Annotated in this window: 12 protein-coding genes; 2 read left to right on the top strand and 10 right to left on the bottom strand. The window is 76.8% G+C overall.

Going from position 1 to position 14,550, the window contains the following annotated elements; genetic code table 11:
- Positions 1-196 precede the first annotated feature (196 nt).
- The gene (locus NRO40_RS08075) at positions 197-1,489 is read right to left on the bottom strand and encodes a peptidoglycan-binding domain-containing protein (protein ID WP_257375361.1); all 1,293 of its coding nucleotides are present in this window, start codon (positions 1,487-1,489) and stop codon (positions 197-199) included.
- Positions 1,490-1,653: 164 nt separating this feature from the next.
- Here NRO40_RS08075 and NRO40_RS08070 point away from each other — a divergent pair, with 164 nt between their 5' ends.
- A complete protein-coding gene (locus tag NRO40_RS08070) occupies positions 1,654-3,699 on the top strand; it encodes an MDR family MFS transporter (protein ID WP_058942325.1) in 2,046 nt (681 codons plus the stop codon).
- 13 nt (positions 3,700-3,712) lie between these two features.
- On the opposite strand, the gene NRO40_RS08065 is transcribed toward NRO40_RS08070, so the two are convergent.
- The 9 genes from NRO40_RS08065 to NRO40_RS08025 form a co-directional block, all read right to left on the bottom strand.
- Entirely contained in the window at positions 3,713-4,237 is a 525-nt protein-coding gene (locus NRO40_RS08065) for a GNAT family N-acetyltransferase (protein WP_408056982.1), read from the bottom strand.
- A gap of 4 nt (positions 4,238-4,241) precedes the next feature.
- The gene (locus tag NRO40_RS08060) at positions 4,242-4,925 is read right to left on the bottom strand and encodes an O-methyltransferase (RefSeq protein ID WP_058942324.1); all 684 of its coding nucleotides are present in this window, start codon (positions 4,923-4,925) and stop codon (positions 4,242-4,244) included.
- Positions 4,926-5,141: 216 nt separating this feature from the next.
- The gene (locus NRO40_RS08055; RefSeq protein WP_058942323.1) at positions 5,142-5,549 is read right to left on the bottom strand and encodes an aggregation-promoting factor C-terminal-like domain-containing protein; all 408 of its coding nucleotides are present in this window, start codon (positions 5,547-5,549) and stop codon (positions 5,142-5,144) included.
- Positions 5,550-5,791: 242 nt separating this feature from the next.
- Positions 5,792-6,760, bottom strand: coding sequence for an ECF transporter S component (locus NRO40_RS08050; protein WP_198549341.1), 969 nt, complete (start codon positions 6,758-6,760; stop codon positions 5,792-5,794).
- Positions 6,724-8,565 carry an ABC transporter ATP-binding protein gene (locus NRO40_RS08045; protein ID WP_058942322.1) on the bottom strand — a complete coding sequence of 614 codons (1,842 nt, stop codon included), beginning with the start codon at positions 8,563-8,565 and terminating at the stop codon, positions 6,724-6,726. The genes NRO40_RS08050 and NRO40_RS08045 overlap by 37 nt, the downstream gene beginning before the upstream one ends.
- A gap of 9 nt (positions 8,566-8,574) precedes the next feature.
- Complete coding sequence (locus tag NRO40_RS08040; RefSeq protein ID WP_257375360.1) at positions 8,575-9,669, bottom strand: energy-coupling factor transporter transmembrane protein EcfT; 1,095 nt, start codon at positions 9,667-9,669, stop codon at positions 8,575-8,577.
- Entirely contained in the window at positions 9,666-10,391 is a 726-nt protein-coding gene (locus NRO40_RS08035) for an SCO2322 family protein (RefSeq protein ID WP_058943490.1), read from the bottom strand. Before NRO40_RS08035 ends, NRO40_RS08040 begins: the two co-directional genes overlap by 4 nt.
- Positions 10,388-11,680: a prenyltransferase/squalene oxidase repeat-containing protein gene (locus NRO40_RS08030; RefSeq protein ID WP_058943491.1), complete on the bottom strand. Its 1,293-nt coding sequence runs from the start codon at positions 11,678-11,680 to the stop codon at positions 10,388-10,390. Before NRO40_RS08030 ends, NRO40_RS08035 begins: the two co-directional genes overlap by 4 nt.
- A gap of 691 nt (positions 11,681-12,371) precedes the next feature.
- Entirely contained in the window at positions 12,372-12,959 is a 588-nt protein-coding gene (locus NRO40_RS08025; RefSeq protein ID WP_058943492.1) for a TetR family transcriptional regulator, read from the bottom strand.
- 253 nt (positions 12,960-13,212) lie between these two features.
- Here NRO40_RS08025 and NRO40_RS08020 point away from each other — a divergent pair, with 253 nt between their 5' ends.
- Positions 13,213-14,532 (top strand): glycosyltransferase family 4 protein, encoded by a 1,320-nt coding sequence (locus NRO40_RS08020; RefSeq protein ID WP_058943493.1) that lies wholly within the window; start codon positions 13,213-13,215, stop codon positions 14,530-14,532.
- The last annotated feature ends 18 nt before the right edge of the window (positions 14,533-14,550 follow it).

The following is a 14,550-nucleotide window of genomic DNA, read 5'->3' as shown; positions in this document are numbered from 1 at the left end:
CCCCCTTCCCGCACTCGTGCGGGGGTGCGGGAAGGGGGCCGGGGTGCCGGGCGAAGGGGGGCGCGGGATCGGGGCGCGGGGCGGCGGCCGGCGGCGGGTCGCGCGCCAGGGGCGACGGGGCGACGGTGCGGTGGGGCGACGGTGCGGCGGTGTGCGGCGAGGCGGGCGGGCTGCCCGAACGGGCGGGGTGGCCCGGTCAGTGTCCCGAGGTCTCGGCTTCCAGGGCGGTGCGCGTGTCCGCGCCGTAGACGCCGCTCGGGTCGGTCGTGATGCCGCGACCGGACTGGTAGGCGGCGACCGCGCGCTCGACGTCCTTGTCGTAGCGGCCGTGCGGGGGGCCGTCGTACAGGCCCACCTGGCGCAGCCGGTGCTGGAGGTCGGAGACGGCCCGGCCACGGTCGCCGCGGCTGAGGACGGGCCCGCCGGTCGCCTGGGACGCGGAGGCGCCGGGCGAGGGCGGTGGCCGCTCGTCCACCGGCGCCGAGTGCCCCGGGGACGCGGCGGCCGCGGCGGGGGCGGCGGTCGCGTCCGGCGCCGTCGCCTCTCCGGAGCCCCCCGGGGCGCCGGAGCCGGACGGGCGCCCCGGCGCCGACGGCGGGGGCGCCGACGGCTCGGACGTCGACGGCCGCGCGCTCCCTGACGGCGCGCCGCTCGCCTCCGGCGTCGGCGTCCCGGTGACGGCCTCGGGCCACGGCGGCACGCTGGGCCGCGGGTCGGGCGCCACCCGGTCGGCCGAACCGTCCCCGTCGAACAGGCCGCCCGCGAAGGCCGCCACCCCCACCACCGCGACGACGGCCGCCAGCACCCCGGCGACCGGTCCCGGCGTACGGGAGCCCCGCCGTCCGCGCGCCTCCGCGCGCCGCCGCGCCCGCCCCGGGCCGGTCGGGCCGGCCACGTGCGGCGGGGTGACGTCGACGAGCCCGGCGTCGTGCACGGCCCCGGCACCGTCCGGGAGGGCGGCGTGCGGAGCGGTGGCGGGGGTGTGAGCGGTGGCGTCGGCGTGGCCCTGGGCCTGGGGGAGGGGCCCGGGGTGGGTCTGGGCCTGCGCCTGGGGGAGGGGCCCGGGGTGGGACCCGGGGTGGGGCCCGGCGTCCGGGTGCTCCCCGTACCCGCCGTGTCCGTCGTACCCGATCGGCCCCGTGGGCCCGCCGTGGTCCACGTACCCGGTGTCGCGGCCCGCGCCCCACGGAGCCGTACCGCCGCCCACGCCCGGGCCCGGTCCGGACCCGGGGCCGCCCGGGCCCGGGCCCGTACCCGCGGCGGACCCGACGTCCGCACCCGCACCGGCACCGGCACCCGCAACCGCGTCCGCGTCCGCGTCCGCGTCCGGGCCGGGCGCGGGGGAGGGGCGGAGCTGCACGTACGGCCGTATCCGCAGCGGTTCGAACGCGCCCGGCGCGGGGCCCGGGCCGTGGGCGGTGGCGCAGGCGCAGCCCGCCGTCCGCGCCGCCGCGGGCGCACCGCACCCAGGACAGACCTCTCCGGCCACTGCGGGTTCCTCCCCTGACGGTGCTGCTGGCTGAAACACGACCCCCGTGAACGCAGCGATTATGCAGGTACGACGTGACGTTCCCAACAGTCCGCGTCCCGCTCGGCAGGCCATAACCGGCCAGACCGCCCACGATGGATGGGGAGACAGCGAGGGAGGCGCCCATGACGCGGCCAGTCGGCACCCCGGCCACCAGCCCGGCCCCCGGCGCGGGCTACGACCGGCGGACGGTCCTGGTGCCCATCGGGGCCCTGCTCCTCGGCATGCTGCTCGCCGCGCTCGACCAGACCATCGTGTCGACGGCCCTGCCGACGATCGTCAGCGAGCTCGGCGGCATGGACCACCTCTCCTGGGTCGTCACCGCCTACATGCTCGCGGCCACCGCGGCCACCCCCCTGTGGGGCAAGCTGGGCGACCAGTACGGCCGCAAGCGGCTCTTCCAGACCGCGATCGTGATCTTCCTGCTGGGCTCGGTGCTCTGCGGCATCGCGCAGGACATGCCGCAGCTCATCGCCTACCGCGCCGTGCAGGGCCTGGGCGGCGGCGGTCTGATGGTGCTGTCCATGGCGATCGTCGGCGACCTCGTCGCCCCTCGCGACCGCGGCAGGTACCAGGGGGTCTTCGGCGCCGTCTTCGGCACGACCAGCGTCCTCGGCCCGCTCCTCGGCGGTGTCTTCACCGAGCACCTCTCCTGGCGCTGGGTCTTCTACATCAACGTGCCCGTCGGCGTCGTCGCGCTCTTCGTGATCGCGGCGGCCCTGCACATCCCGGCCCGCCGCACCCCCCACACCATCGACTACCTCGGCACCTTCCTCATCGCCTCCGTCGCCACCTGCCTCGTGCTCGTCGCCTCCCTCGGCGGCACCACCTGGCCCTGGGGCTCCGCCCGCGTCATCGGCCTCGCGGTGCTGGGCGTCGTCCTGCTCGTGGCGTTCGTGTTCGCCGAGCGGCGCGCGGCCGAGCCGGTGCTGCCGCTGAAGCTGTTCCGCATCCGCACCTTCACCCTCGTCTCCGTCATCAGCTTCGTCATCGGCTTCGCGATGTTCGGCGCCATGACGTACCTGCCGACGTTCCTCCAGGTCGTCCAGCGCGTCAGCCCCACCATGTCCGGCGTGCACATGCTGCCCATGGTGCTCGGCATGCTCCTCACCTCCACCGCGTCCGGCCAGCTCGTCAGCCGCACGGGCCGCTGGAAGGTCTTCCCGGTCGTGGGAACCGCCCTGACGACCGTGGGCCTGCTGCTGCTGCACCGGATGGAGCAGACGAGCCCCGTGTGGGAGATGAGCCTGTACTTCTTCGTCTTCGGCGCCGGCCTCGGCCTGGTCATGCAGGTCCTGGTCCTCGTCGCGCAGAACTCCGTCGGTTACGAGGACCTCGGCGTCGCCACCTCCGGCGCCACCTTCTTCCGCTCCATCGGCGCGTCCTTCGGTGTCGCCGTCTTCGGCACGATCTTCACGAGCCGCCTCACCGGCAAGCTCACCGACGCCCTCGCCGGGCAGGACGTCCCGCCGGGCGTCGACGCGCGGGCCATCTCCGCGGACCCGCGCGCCATCGCCGAGCTGCCGCCCGCCCTGCGCCCGGCCGCGCTCGACGCGTACGCGACCTCCATCACGGACGTCTTCCTCTACGCGTCGCCCGTCGTCCTGCTGGCCTTCGTGATCGCCTGGTTCCTGCGCGAGGACCGGCTGCGCGGCTCGGTCACCGCGCCCGACCCCAGCGAGACGCTCGCCTCGAACCCGGTCCACCGCTCCTCGTACGACGAGTGCGCCCGCGCCCTGTCCGTGCTCGGCTCCCGCGAGGGCCGCAGGGCCGTCTACGTCCGGATCACCGAGCGGGCGGGGCTCGACCTGCTGCCCGCCGCCAGCTGGCTGCTGCTGCGCATCCGGCGCCACGGGACGGTCGAGCCCGCGCGGCTCGCCGAGGTCACCCCCGTGCCCATCCGGATCATCACGGAGGCGTCCCGGCAGGTGGAGGAGCGGGGGCTGGCCCGGCGCGAGGGCCTGCAGCTGTTCCTCACCGAGCGGGGCCTGGAGGTGGCGACCCGGCTCGCGCACGCCCGTGAGGAGTCCCTCGCCGAGCTGCTCGGCGACTGGTGGGGGCCCGACCGGCCGACCGACCTGATCAAGCTGGTGGAGGAGCTGACCGCCGAACTGAACGGCTCGACCCGGGAGCACCCCAGGGGCGAGCCGCCACCCGACCACCGCCTGTAGGGGCGGCGGGGCGTCAGGGCCGCTCCAGCTCCTTGCCGTACCAGACGTCCATGTACGGGCCCTCGCAGTAGGCGGGTATCTCCGCGTAGCCGTGCCGGGCGTACAGGGCGCGGGCCTCCACCAGGTCCAGGCGGGTGTTCAGGACCATGCGCCGGGCGCCGAGGTCCAGGGCCGCCGCCTCCAGCGCCGCCAGCAGCAGTCCGGCGCCGCCGGTGCCGCGGAAGGCGGGGCGCACGAAGACGCGGGTCAGCTCCGCCCGCTCGGCGTCCAGCATCAGCACGCCGCCGCAGGCCGCCGGCTTCCCCCCGTACCGGCCCACCAGGAACGCTCCGGTCGGTGCTGCCAGGGCCTCCACGCCGTCGCCGGCCAGTCCCTCGTCCACCTCCGCGGCGGTGGCGGGGCGCCGCCAGTACCGGCTGGCGACCTCGTCGTAGTAGTCGCGGCGCAGCGCCTCGGCGTCGGGCGTGGCGTGGTGCTCGGGGCGTATCTCCCAGCCGGCGCCGCGGTCGACGCCGCGGTCGGTGCGGGTCGTCGTCACGGCCTCAGGACACCACCCGGGCGACGAGCATGCCGTCGTACCCCTTGGTGCCGACGGTCTGGAAGGCCGTGGCGTCCAGCCGCGGGTCGCGCGCGACCAGGTCGAACATGTCGCGCGTGCCGCGCGTGGCCTCGTCGGCCGTGCCGGTGTCGAGGACGGTGCCGCCGCGCACCACGTTGTCGACGACGATCACGCTGCCCGGCCGGGTCAGCCGCAGCGCCCACTCCACGTAGTGCGGGTTGTTCTTCTTGTCCGCGTCGACGAAGACCAGGTCGAAGGGGCCCGCCCCCTCCGCCTCCAGCTCCGGCAGGGTGTCGAGGGCCGCGCCCGTGCGGACCTCCGCCACCGCGTCGAGACCCGCGCGGGCCAGGTTGCGCCGGGCGACCTCGGCGTGCGCGGGGGAGTACTCCAGCGTGACGAGCCGGCCGCCCTCGGGCAGCGCCCGGGCCAGCCAGATGGAGCTGTACCCGCCGAGGGTGCCGATCTCGAGGATCGTCCGGGCGCCCTGGATCCGGGCGAGGAGGTGCAGCAGCTTGCCCTGGTTGGCCGCCACGGCGATCTGCGGCAGGCCGGCCTCGTCGCTCGCGGCGAGGGCGGCGGTCAGGGCCTCGTCGGCGGGGCAGAGCAGGTCGGTGACGTACGCGTCGACGGCGTTCCAGCGGTCCTGGTCGTGCGGTTCCTGAGTCATGGTCAGGAAACTAACCGACGACCGCCGCCGCCGGGGCGGCGGCCCGCCTCCCGCTTCCGGACCGCGCCCGCACGCCGCGCACGCCGCGAGCCCGCGCACGCCGCGAGCCCCCGCGCACGCCAGGAGCCCGCGCGCGCCGCAGGCCCCCGGCGAACGGAGTCGCCGGGGGCCTGCGTCAAGCGGGTGCCGGTGGGGCGCCGCCGGAGCGGCCGCCGATCAGTACCAGTGGTTGTCCTGCCAGAACTTCCACGCGCCACAGGGGCTGCCGTAGCGGTCGTTCATGTAGTCCAGGCCCCACTCGATCTGGGTGGCCGGGTTGGTCTTCCAGTCCGAGCCGGCCGACGACATCTTCGACGCGGGCAGGGCCTGGACCAGGCCGTAGGCGCCGGACGAGGCGTTGGTGGCGGTGTGGTCCCAGCCGGACTCGTGCTGGACGATCTTGCTGAAGCACTGGTACTGGCCGGCCGGGACCATCTTCTTGGCGATCGTCTGCGCGGAGTTCGGCGCGGCCGACGCCGGGGCCGTCACCGCCATCACGGCGCCCGACGCGCCCAGCAGCACGGCTGCGGTGGCGACGGCGGACTTGCTGCGGGCGGTGGCACGGCTGGAGATGGAGCGGAACACGTGGATGACCTCACGTCGGGGACGGGACTGTCGCAGGCATGCCGGAACCAAGGTCCCGGTGCGCCCGGGGTCTCGGGGAGGCTCGCCATGAGGCACTTCGGCAGGACCGCGAGGCGGTCGCGCTGCCGTCGGTGCCCGGCGACGTCATCCACGAAAGCAGGCCGGGAGGGGCCTGGCAACGCCCCCCGTGTACGAGGCGGGGCCGGAGACGGCCCCCGCGCCCCCGGCCGGCGCCGGGGCGATCAGTGCAGGTCGCCGCGGGAAGACCGGCCCTCCGCCGACCCCTCCCCGAGCCCACTAAGGGGGGTCGTATGTGACGTGGGTCCTGTGGGTGGCCTCACCCGGAACGACCCCGGATGGGGCTTTTCGTCACCTTCGAATGTGACCTGGGCCTCGAAAGCGGCCCGTCGAGTCGCACGCCGGAGCGCCTTCAGGACCGTGGAACCGATGGTCACCGTCAGGACCACGGTCAGCGCCGCGCGCCCCAAATCCCACCCCATCGACGTCGCCAGGCAGTACGCCCCGAACCGCACCAGGTTCACCTGCAGCGGCTCACCGGGGTGGAAGGCGATCCCGCTGGAACCGGCCGGCAGGGCCAGCACCCACCCCTGGAGGTTCATGGCCGTCCCGTACGCGAAGGCGGCCGTCGCGCCGTACGCCGCCAGCAGCCCCAGCTCCCCGCGCCCGCGCAGCCCGTCGCGCCCCGGCAGCAGCCCGGCGCCCATGGTGAACCACGCCATCGACAGCATCTGGTACGGCATCCAGGGCCCGACCCCGCCGGTGAGCAGCGCCGACGCGAACATCGTCACCGCGCCCAGCACGAAGCCGAACCCCGGCCCCAGCACTCGGCCGCTCAGGACCATCAGGAAGAACATCGGTTCCAGGCCCGCCGTGCCCGCGCCCAGCGGCCGCAGCGCCGCTCCCACCGCCGCCAGCACGCCGAGCATGGCCACCGCCTTGGCGTCCATGCCCGAGTCGGCGATCGTCGCCACGACCACCCCGACGAGCAGCGGCAGCAGCACCGCGAACAGCCACGGCGCGACCCCGGCGTGCGCCGCCGCCAGGCCCGACGCGTCGTCCGCCAGCAGCGGCCAGCCGAACGCGGCCACCCCGACCGCGCTGACCAGCACCAGCGCGGCCACCGAGCGCGGACCGAGCCGCACGGGCCGGGCCGTCACAGCGCCGCCTCCACCTGGGCGACGGTCAGCCACGGCAGCGGCGCCAGCACCTTCGCGACCTGCGGGGCGAACGCCGGCGACGACACGACGACCTCGTGCGTCGGCCCGTCCGCGACGACCTCCCCGTCGGCGAGGATCACCACCCGGTGCGCCAGCTCGGCCGCCAGCTCCACGTCGTGCGTGGCCAGCACGATCGCGTGGCCCCGCGCCGCCAGTCCGCGCAGCACCTCCACCAGGCGGGCCTTCGCGGCGTAGTCCAGGCCCCGGGTCGGCTCGTCGAGCAGCAGCACCCGGGGCCGGCCGGTCAGCACCACCGCCAGCGCCAGGGCCAGCCGCTGCCCCTCGGAGAGGTCCCGGGGGTGCGTGCCGTCCGGCACGCCGGGCAGCAGCGCGGCCACCAACTCCCGGCAGGCGCCGGGAGCGGCCCCCGCGTCGGTGTCCGCGGCCGCGCACTCGGCGGCCACCGTGTCCGCGTACAGCAGGTCGCGCGGCTCCTGCGGGACCAGGCCGACCTCCCGCACCAGCTCGCCCGGCGCGGTACGGCCCGGGACCAGGCCGCCCACGACGACCCGGCCGGACGCGGGCGCCACCATCCCCACCAGAGCGCCCAGCAGCGTCGACTTCCCCGCGCCGTTGCGGCCCATGAGCGCCACGGTCTCGCCCGGCCGCACCTGGAGGTCCACGCCCCGCAGGGCCTCCACCCGCCCCCGGCGCACGGCGAGCCCCCGCACGTCGACCACGGCGACGGAGGCGTCGCCACCGACGGCCCCCGCCGAGACCGCGGTGGTCCCCGACCCGGCGGTCCCCGCCCCGGGGGCCTGCACCGCCGCGGCCGTCCCGACGGCCGGCCCGCGGCCCGCGCCCCGGCGCCGGAACGGCCGGCGCGAACGCCACCCCTCCGGTACCGGTACGGCGGCGGCGGACGCGGCCACGCCGGGCGCGGACACGGGCGCCGACACGGGCCCGGCCACGGAGGAGGGGGCGGGCGCGGCCACGGACGGGGGGACGGGCGCGGGCGTGGCGCCCGCCAGGCGTGCCCGCAGCGGAGCCGCCCGCCGGCGCGCGTCGCGCACGGTGAGGGCCGGCGGGTTCCAGCCCGCCAGCCGCGACAGGCCGACCACCGGCGGGTGCACGGGGGAGACCCGCATCACCTCGGCCGGCGGGCCGACCAGGACGGGGGTGCCGGGCCCGCGCAGCAGCGCCACCCGGTCCGCGTACTGCACCACCCGCTCCAGCCGGTGCTCCGCCATCAGGACCGTCGTCCCCAGGTCGTGCACCAGGCGCTGGAGCACCGCGAGGACCTCCTCCGCGGCGGCCGGGTCGAGCGCCGACGTCGGCTCGTCCAGGACGAGGACCTTCGGGTGCGTGGTGAGGACGGAGCCGATGGCGACGCGCTGCCGCTGCCCGCCCGACAGGGACGCGATCGGCCGGTCCCGCAGGTCCGCCAGGCCCAACAGGTCGAGCGTCTCCTCGACCCGGCGCCGCATCACCTCCGGCGGCAGGCCCAGCGACTCCATGCCGTACGCGAGCTCGTCCTCGACCACGTCCGTGACGAAGTGCGCCGACGGGTCCTGCCCGACCGTGCCCACCACGTCGGCCAGTTCGCGCGGCCGGTGCGTGCGCGTGTCCCGCCCGTCGACCGTGACCCGCCCGCGCAGCGTGCCGCCCGTGAAGTGCGGCACGAGCCCCGACACGGCGCCCAGCAGGGTCGACTTGCCGGTCCCCGACGGGCCGACCAGCAGCACCAGCTCGCCCTCGGGGACCGTCAGGTCCACGTCGCGCACGGCGGGCGCGGCGGCGTCCTCGTAGGTCACCGTGACGTTCTCGAAGCGGATCACCAGGACTCCTCAGCGGTCTTTCGGGACGGGCGCGACGAACGCGGGCAGCAGGCCCACCAGCACGGACAGCGCGGGCCACAGCGGCAGTCCGGGCGCCACCAGCGGCGTGACCCCCGGCCGCAGCGCCTCCGCGTCCGGCCCGGCCGCCGCCACCGCCACGAGCACGGCCACCGCGGCGCCCGACGCGGCCACCAGCCACGTCCGCACGCCCCACCGGTCGGGCCGGTACCGGGTGCGGGGCGTGCGCCGCCCGCCCAGCCACAGCCCCGCCAGCGCGGCTGCCGCACCGGCCGCCAGCAGCGGCACGCCGTACCCGGCGCCCTCCACCGCGAGCAGCCCGTACGTGCCGGCGCACACCCCGAGCAGTCCGCCCAGCGTCAGCACGGTCGTCGTGTGCCGCACCGCCGCCGGGACCGCCGCCGTGCGCCCGTACCCCCGCGCGTCCATCGACGCCGCCACCGCCACCGACCGCTCCAGCGCGCCCTCCAGCACGGGCAGCCCGATCGCCAGCACCGCCCGGACCCCGCCGGCCGGCCGGCCCCGCAGGCGCCGGGCGGTCCGCAGCCGCGCCACGTCGGCCACCAGGTTCGGCGCGAACGTCATGGCGACGACCACGGCCACCCCGGCCTCGTACAGCGCGCCCGGCAGCGACTTGAGCAGCCGCGCGGGGCTGGCGAGGGCGTTCGCGGCGCCCACGCACACCAGCATCGCGGCCAGCTTCGCCCCGTCGTACACGGCGAACACCAGCTGCTCGGCGGTGACGCGGCCGCCGATCCGCACGCCCTGCGCCCACCGCGGCAACGGCACCTCGGGCAGCGTGAGCAGCACGTGCGTGCCGGGGATGGGGGAGCCGAGCGCCACGGAGAACACGACGCGGATGACGATCACCGCCAACCCCAGCTTGAGGAAGGCGCCGTAGGAGCGGGCCCAGGGCGCGTCCGTGCGGCGCGCGGCCACCACGTACCCGGCGACCGCCACGAGCAGCCCCAGCAGCAACGGGTTGGTGGTGCGGGACGCGGCGGTGGCGAGGCCGAGCGCCCACAGCCACCAGGCGCCCGCGTGGACGGCGTTGGAGCGGTGCGCCTCGGGAGCGCGCAGCCTCATGGGCGCCCGCGGCGACGGGCGCGTACGAGGGCGGCCGTGCCGAGCGCGACGACGGCGGCCGCCCCGGCGAGGAGGCCCACCGACGGGCCCCCGCGCCCGTTCCCGTCCTCCCCCTCGGCGGCGGTCCGCCCGGCGGGGGAGGGGGCGGTGGTGCCCGGTGCCCGGGACGGCGCGGGCGTCGCGGGCTGCGCCACCTGCTCGCCGCAGCCCTGCCGCGGGTAGCCGGCGATGGCGCACAGCAGTGCCTGCCCGTTGTAGCGCAGCGGCGCCGCGACGGCCGCGAGGGCCTCCGCGCCGGTCGCGTCGGGCCGTACCCGCGCGCACGCGGTGCGTGCCGCTGGCGGGGACTCGCCGCGCGGCGCGTCGGCGGCGGTGCCGAAGTCGACGACGACCGCGACGCGCTTGCTGCCCTCGGCGGCGGGCGTGCCCGCGCAGACCGTCGCGAAGTCGGGCGCGCGACGGGGCCGGTCGGCGTCCTGGCTGTCGGTGCTCACGGCGAAGCGGTACCCCTGGACGGCGCCGTCGGCCGGGCGGGTGGTGGCCGGCCCCTGGGTGGCGTACGCCCACGAGCCGCCCGTGCCGCCCTCCCAGAACGACCAGTAGCGGTACCCCGCGGCCTGGGCCGTGCCGGCCGCGCCGAGCACCGCCGGCACGGCGAGGAGCGCGGCGGCGGCGGACGCGGCGAGCGGTCGGCGCGCGCGGCCCGGGAGCGTACGGGTCACGGCTTGCGCTTCCCGCCGCGGCCGCTGAGCAGGAAGCCGACGCCGATGCCGGCGACGAGGAAGACCGCGACGAGCAGCCAGAAGGGGAAGCCGGACTCCTCTTCCCTCTTCGCCGTCTCCTCCTTCTCGGCCTCGCCCCGCTCGCGGGTGTCGGGCGTCGACGCGGGCTTCGGCCCGGTGGCGTTGAGCTGCGCGACGAGGTCGGCGCCGCCGAAGGCGCGCGGGTCGGCGCCCGCCGTGTGCGCGGCCAGGACGAGCTGCGCGTACGCGGCCGGTCCGCCCTCCTTCGCCCAGGCGGCGGAGTTCCCCTCCAGCCACGTGACGGCGCGCGTGGCCGCCTCGCGGTGGCCCGCGGCGGCCAGGGAGAGGGCGGCGTCGGCGGTGTTGCCCACGTCGGGCTGGGCGGCGGTCGTGGTGGCGCCGGGCATCGGCGGCAGGTCGAGGTGGCCGCTCTTCGCGACGGCGGCGGCCAGGTGCGCGGCGCCGTTGCGGGCGGCCCGCTCGGCGGTCGGCTTCGCGGCGTCCACGCAGGTGGGCTCCTGGTCCGGGGTGACGCCCCGCACGAGGGCGTGCTTGCCGAGGCCGGCGAGGACCGCGGCGGCGGTCGCGTCGTCGTTGGCGCGGAGCGTGCCGTCCTTCTCGGGCTGGTAGGCGAAGGCGCCGCCGCCGGGCTTCGCCGAGCAGGGCAGCGCGAAGGTGAGCAGCGCGTCGTACGGGCTCTTCCCGCCGGCCGCCCGCACCGAGCCGGGCTTCTCGCCCACGGCGGCGAGCGCGCTGACGACGAGCGCGGTGGAGTTGGCGTCGCTGGGGGAGCCGGGGTTGTAGCCCCAGCCGCCGTCGTGGTTCTGCACGAGCTTCAGCCACGCCGTGGCGTCCTCGCGGGCCCGCCGCGTCCGGTCCTCGTGGCTGTCGACACCCTTCAGCGCCTGGAGGGCGACGGCGGTGGCGTTGGTGTCCAGGGGCTTCCCGGCCGGGCAGTCCCCGGCGGTGTCGGCGCGGAAGGAGGGGAAACCGCCGTTGTCGCACTGCTGTCCGAGCAGCCAGGCGACGGCCTGTTCGGCGGGCTCGACACCGGTCGCCTGCTGGGCCATGAAGGCCAGCGACTGCCGCCACACGCCGTCGTACGTGGGGTCCTTGGCGCCGTACAGGCCGGCCGGGACGGCGGGGGTCGAGGGGGACGGCGCGGGCGACGGCGCGGCGTGCGCGGCGGGGGCGACCGCTCCGGCGCCACCCGCCAGCAGGACGGCGGTGGCGGCGAGCGCCGTGGCGCCGCGGCGAACGGTGGTCATGGCGGGGTGCCTCTCCTCCGGGGGCCGGGCGCCGGGGCACTCGGGCACCGGGCTCGGCTCCGTACTTCCTCGACGGTGCCGGTCACCGGGCGGGTCCCGGGACGCGAGCCGGTCACGACCCGGTACCGAGCCGGCTCGGCGGAGCGGCTCGCCGTGCGGGCCCCCCGTTCGGCGGAGCCGGGAGCACGGAGGAGGGACGTCGCCGGAATTGCACCGGCTTCCCCCCGTACGGGCATGAAGCGACGGCCACACTTTACCCGTGGGTCACCTGGCGCCCCCGGGCCCACCCGGTGCCGCGGCGCCCCGGGCCGTGTCCGCCCTGTCCGTGGTGTCCGTCATGGCCGGGGCCCGCCGTACCCGGCGCGCCCGACCGCCCCGCTCCGTCGTACCCGTCACCCGCCGGATCCGCCGCTGCCGCGCCGTCGCGTCCCGGGCGCGCGGGCCCTGCGGTCGGGCGCCGTCCCGCTGCGCCGTGCCCACCCGTCCCGCCCCTGGCGGGACGCGTGCCCACGGCAGGGGTGGCGGCTGCCCCGGCTGGGCGGGGTATCCCGGCGGGGCGACCGGACGGTCAGGCGGCCAAGCGACCCGGCCCCGTGACCGGCGGCCAGGCGACCGGGCGGTCAAGCGGTCGGGTGACCGGGCCGTCAGGTGAGCGGTGGTCAGGCGGTCAGGCGGTCTGGCGACCGGGCGGTCAGGCGATCAGGCGGCAGGCCGTTTCGATGTCCGTCCGGACCTGGGCGATCGACGCCCGTCCGGAGAGCCAGGTGATCAGGGCCGAGTGCCAGGTGTGTTCGATGACGCGCACGGCCGCCAGCTGCTCCGGCGTCGGACGCTCCTGCCCCATGGCGTCCAGGATGATCGCCGTGGTCTGCCGGGAGACGGCCTCGACCTCCGCGCTCACCCCCCGGTCGGCGAAGATCAGCGCCCGCACCATGGCGTCGGCGAGCTGCGGCTCGCGCTGGAGGGAGCGGAACGCCCGCATCAGCGTCTCCGCCACGCGCTCGGCCGCGGTGTCCCCGGCCGGTGGGCGCCGGCGGAGCGTCGAGTGCAGGCCGTCGAGCTGGTCCTGCATCGTCGCCACCAGGAGGTGGACCTTGGACGGGAAGTACCGGTACAGCGTGCCCAGCGCGACCTCCGCCGCCTCCGCGACCTCCCGCATCTGCACCGCGTCGAAGCCGCCCCGGCCCGCCAGTCGCGCGCTGGCCTGGAGGATGCGGCGGCGGCGCGCCTCCTGCCGCGCGGTCAGGTGTGGCGGTGCCTGCCTGCCTTCCGCTGTCATGGGTCCCCGTCGCTCCGTGCCGTGCCGTGCCGTCGGACGTGTCCGCGCCGTCGTGTTCCGTGCGGTGGTGCGCGCCAGTATGGCCGGGCCCCGGTGGTGGCGCGAATCACCTGTTCCGGCCCTCACAGTGCCGCTACCTGCCGGTAGATTCGATGCTCCTCCGAGCGATCTGGAACGCCCGACTCTGAAACTTGTTCTAGATTAGCGCGACCGGTTACGCTCCGCCGAAACGCAGGGATGGAAGGGGCCGCGAGTGACCGCTGAGGCCATAGCGTCAGGCCCGCGTGCGGGCGCAGCCGCCGACGGAGACCACCCGCTGCGCATCGCCCTCCTCACGTACAAGGGGAACCCGTTCTGCGGCGGCCAGGGCGTCTACGTCCGCCACCTCTCGCGCGAGCTCGCCCGGCTGGGCCACCGCGTCGAGGTGATCGGCTCCCAGCCCTACCCGGTCCTCGACGCCGTCGGCGAGGGCGTCACCCTCACCGAGCTGCCGAGCCTCGACCTCTACCGCCAGCCGGACCCCTTCCGCACGCCCGCGCGCGGGGAGTTCCGCGACTGGATCGACGCGCTGGAGGTCGCCACCATGTGGACGGGCGGCTTCCCCGAGCCGCTCACGTTCTCCCTGCGCGCCCGCCGCCTGCTCGCCGCCCGCCGCGGCGACTTCGACGTCGTCCACGACAACCAGACCCTCGGCTACGGCCTCCTGGCCCCGCTAGGCGCCCCGCTCGTCACGACGATCCACCACCCGATCACCGTCGACCGGCGCCTGGAGCTGGCCGCCGCCCCGAACGCCAAGCGCCGTCTGTCCGTGCGCCGCTGGTACGCCTTCACCCGCATGCAGAAGCGCGTCGCCCGGCGGCTGCCGTCCGTCCTCACCGTCTCCGGCTCCTCCCGCCGGGAGATCGTCGACGACCTCGGCGTGCGCCCCGAGCGGATCCACGTCGTCCACATCGGCGCCGACACCTCCCTGTGGTCCCCCGACCCGTCGGTCGCCGAGGTGCCCGGCAGGATCGTCACCACCTCCAGCGCCGACGTGCCGCTCAAGGGGCTCGTGCACCTCGTCGAGGCGCTCGCCAAGCTGCGCACCGAGGTCCCCGAAGCGCACCTCGTCGTCGTCGGCCGCCGCGCAGAGGACGGCCCGGTCGCCCGGGCCATCGAGCGGTACGGACTGGACGGCGCCGTCCGCTTCGTCAAGGGCGTCAGCGACACCGAGCTCGTCGACCTCGTGCGCAGCGCCCAGGTCGCCTGCGTTCCCTCCCTCTACGAGGGGTTCTCCCTGCCCGCCGCCGAGGCCATGGCCACCGGCACACCGCTCGTCGCCACGACCGGCGGCGCCATCCCGGAGGTCGCGGGCCCGGACGGCGAGACCTGCCTGGCCGTCCCGCCCGGCGACGCCGGCGCCCTCGCCGCGGCCCTCGGCCGCCTGCTCGGACCCGGCGGCGCCGCATTGCGCGCCCGTCTCGGGGCGGCCGGCCGCGCCCGGGTCCTGGACCGCTTCACCTGGGCCCGCGCCGCCCAGGGCACGGTGGAGCGCTACCGCGAGGCCGTCGCCGCGCACGGAGCGCGCCGATGACGACCACCCCCCTCGCAC

It is taken from the genome of Streptomyces changanensis (genome assembly GCF_024600715.1).
Lineage (GTDB): Bacteria > Actinomycetota > Actinomycetes > Streptomycetales > Streptomycetaceae > Streptomyces > Streptomyces changanensis.
Note: the sequence above shows the minus strand (reverse complement) of the source record. Positions and strands in the feature narration are given on the sequence as shown.

What these genes read in the sequence shown, in the direction of transcription:
- NRO40_RS08070 (WP_058942325.1), top strand. Translation starts at nt 1,654, where the DNA reads ATGACGCGGCCAGTCGGCACCCCGGCCACCAGCCCGGCCCCCGGCGCG.
- NRO40_RS08060 (WP_058942324.1), bottom strand. Translation starts at nt 4,925, where the DNA reads ATGACTCAGGAACCGCACGACCAGGACCGCTGGAACGCCGTCGACGCG.
- NRO40_RS08040 (WP_257375360.1), bottom strand. Translation starts at nt 9,669, where the DNA reads ATGAGGCTGCGCGCTCCCGAGGCGCACCGCTCCAACGCCGTCCACGCG.
- NRO40_RS08030 (WP_058943491.1), bottom strand. Translation starts at nt 11,680, where the DNA reads ATGACCACCGTTCGCCGCGGCGCCACGGCGCTCGCCGCCACCGCCGTC.
- NRO40_RS08025 (WP_058943492.1), bottom strand. Translation starts at nt 12,959, where the DNA reads ATGACAGCGGAAGGCAGGCAGGCACCGCCACACCTGACCGCGCGGCAG.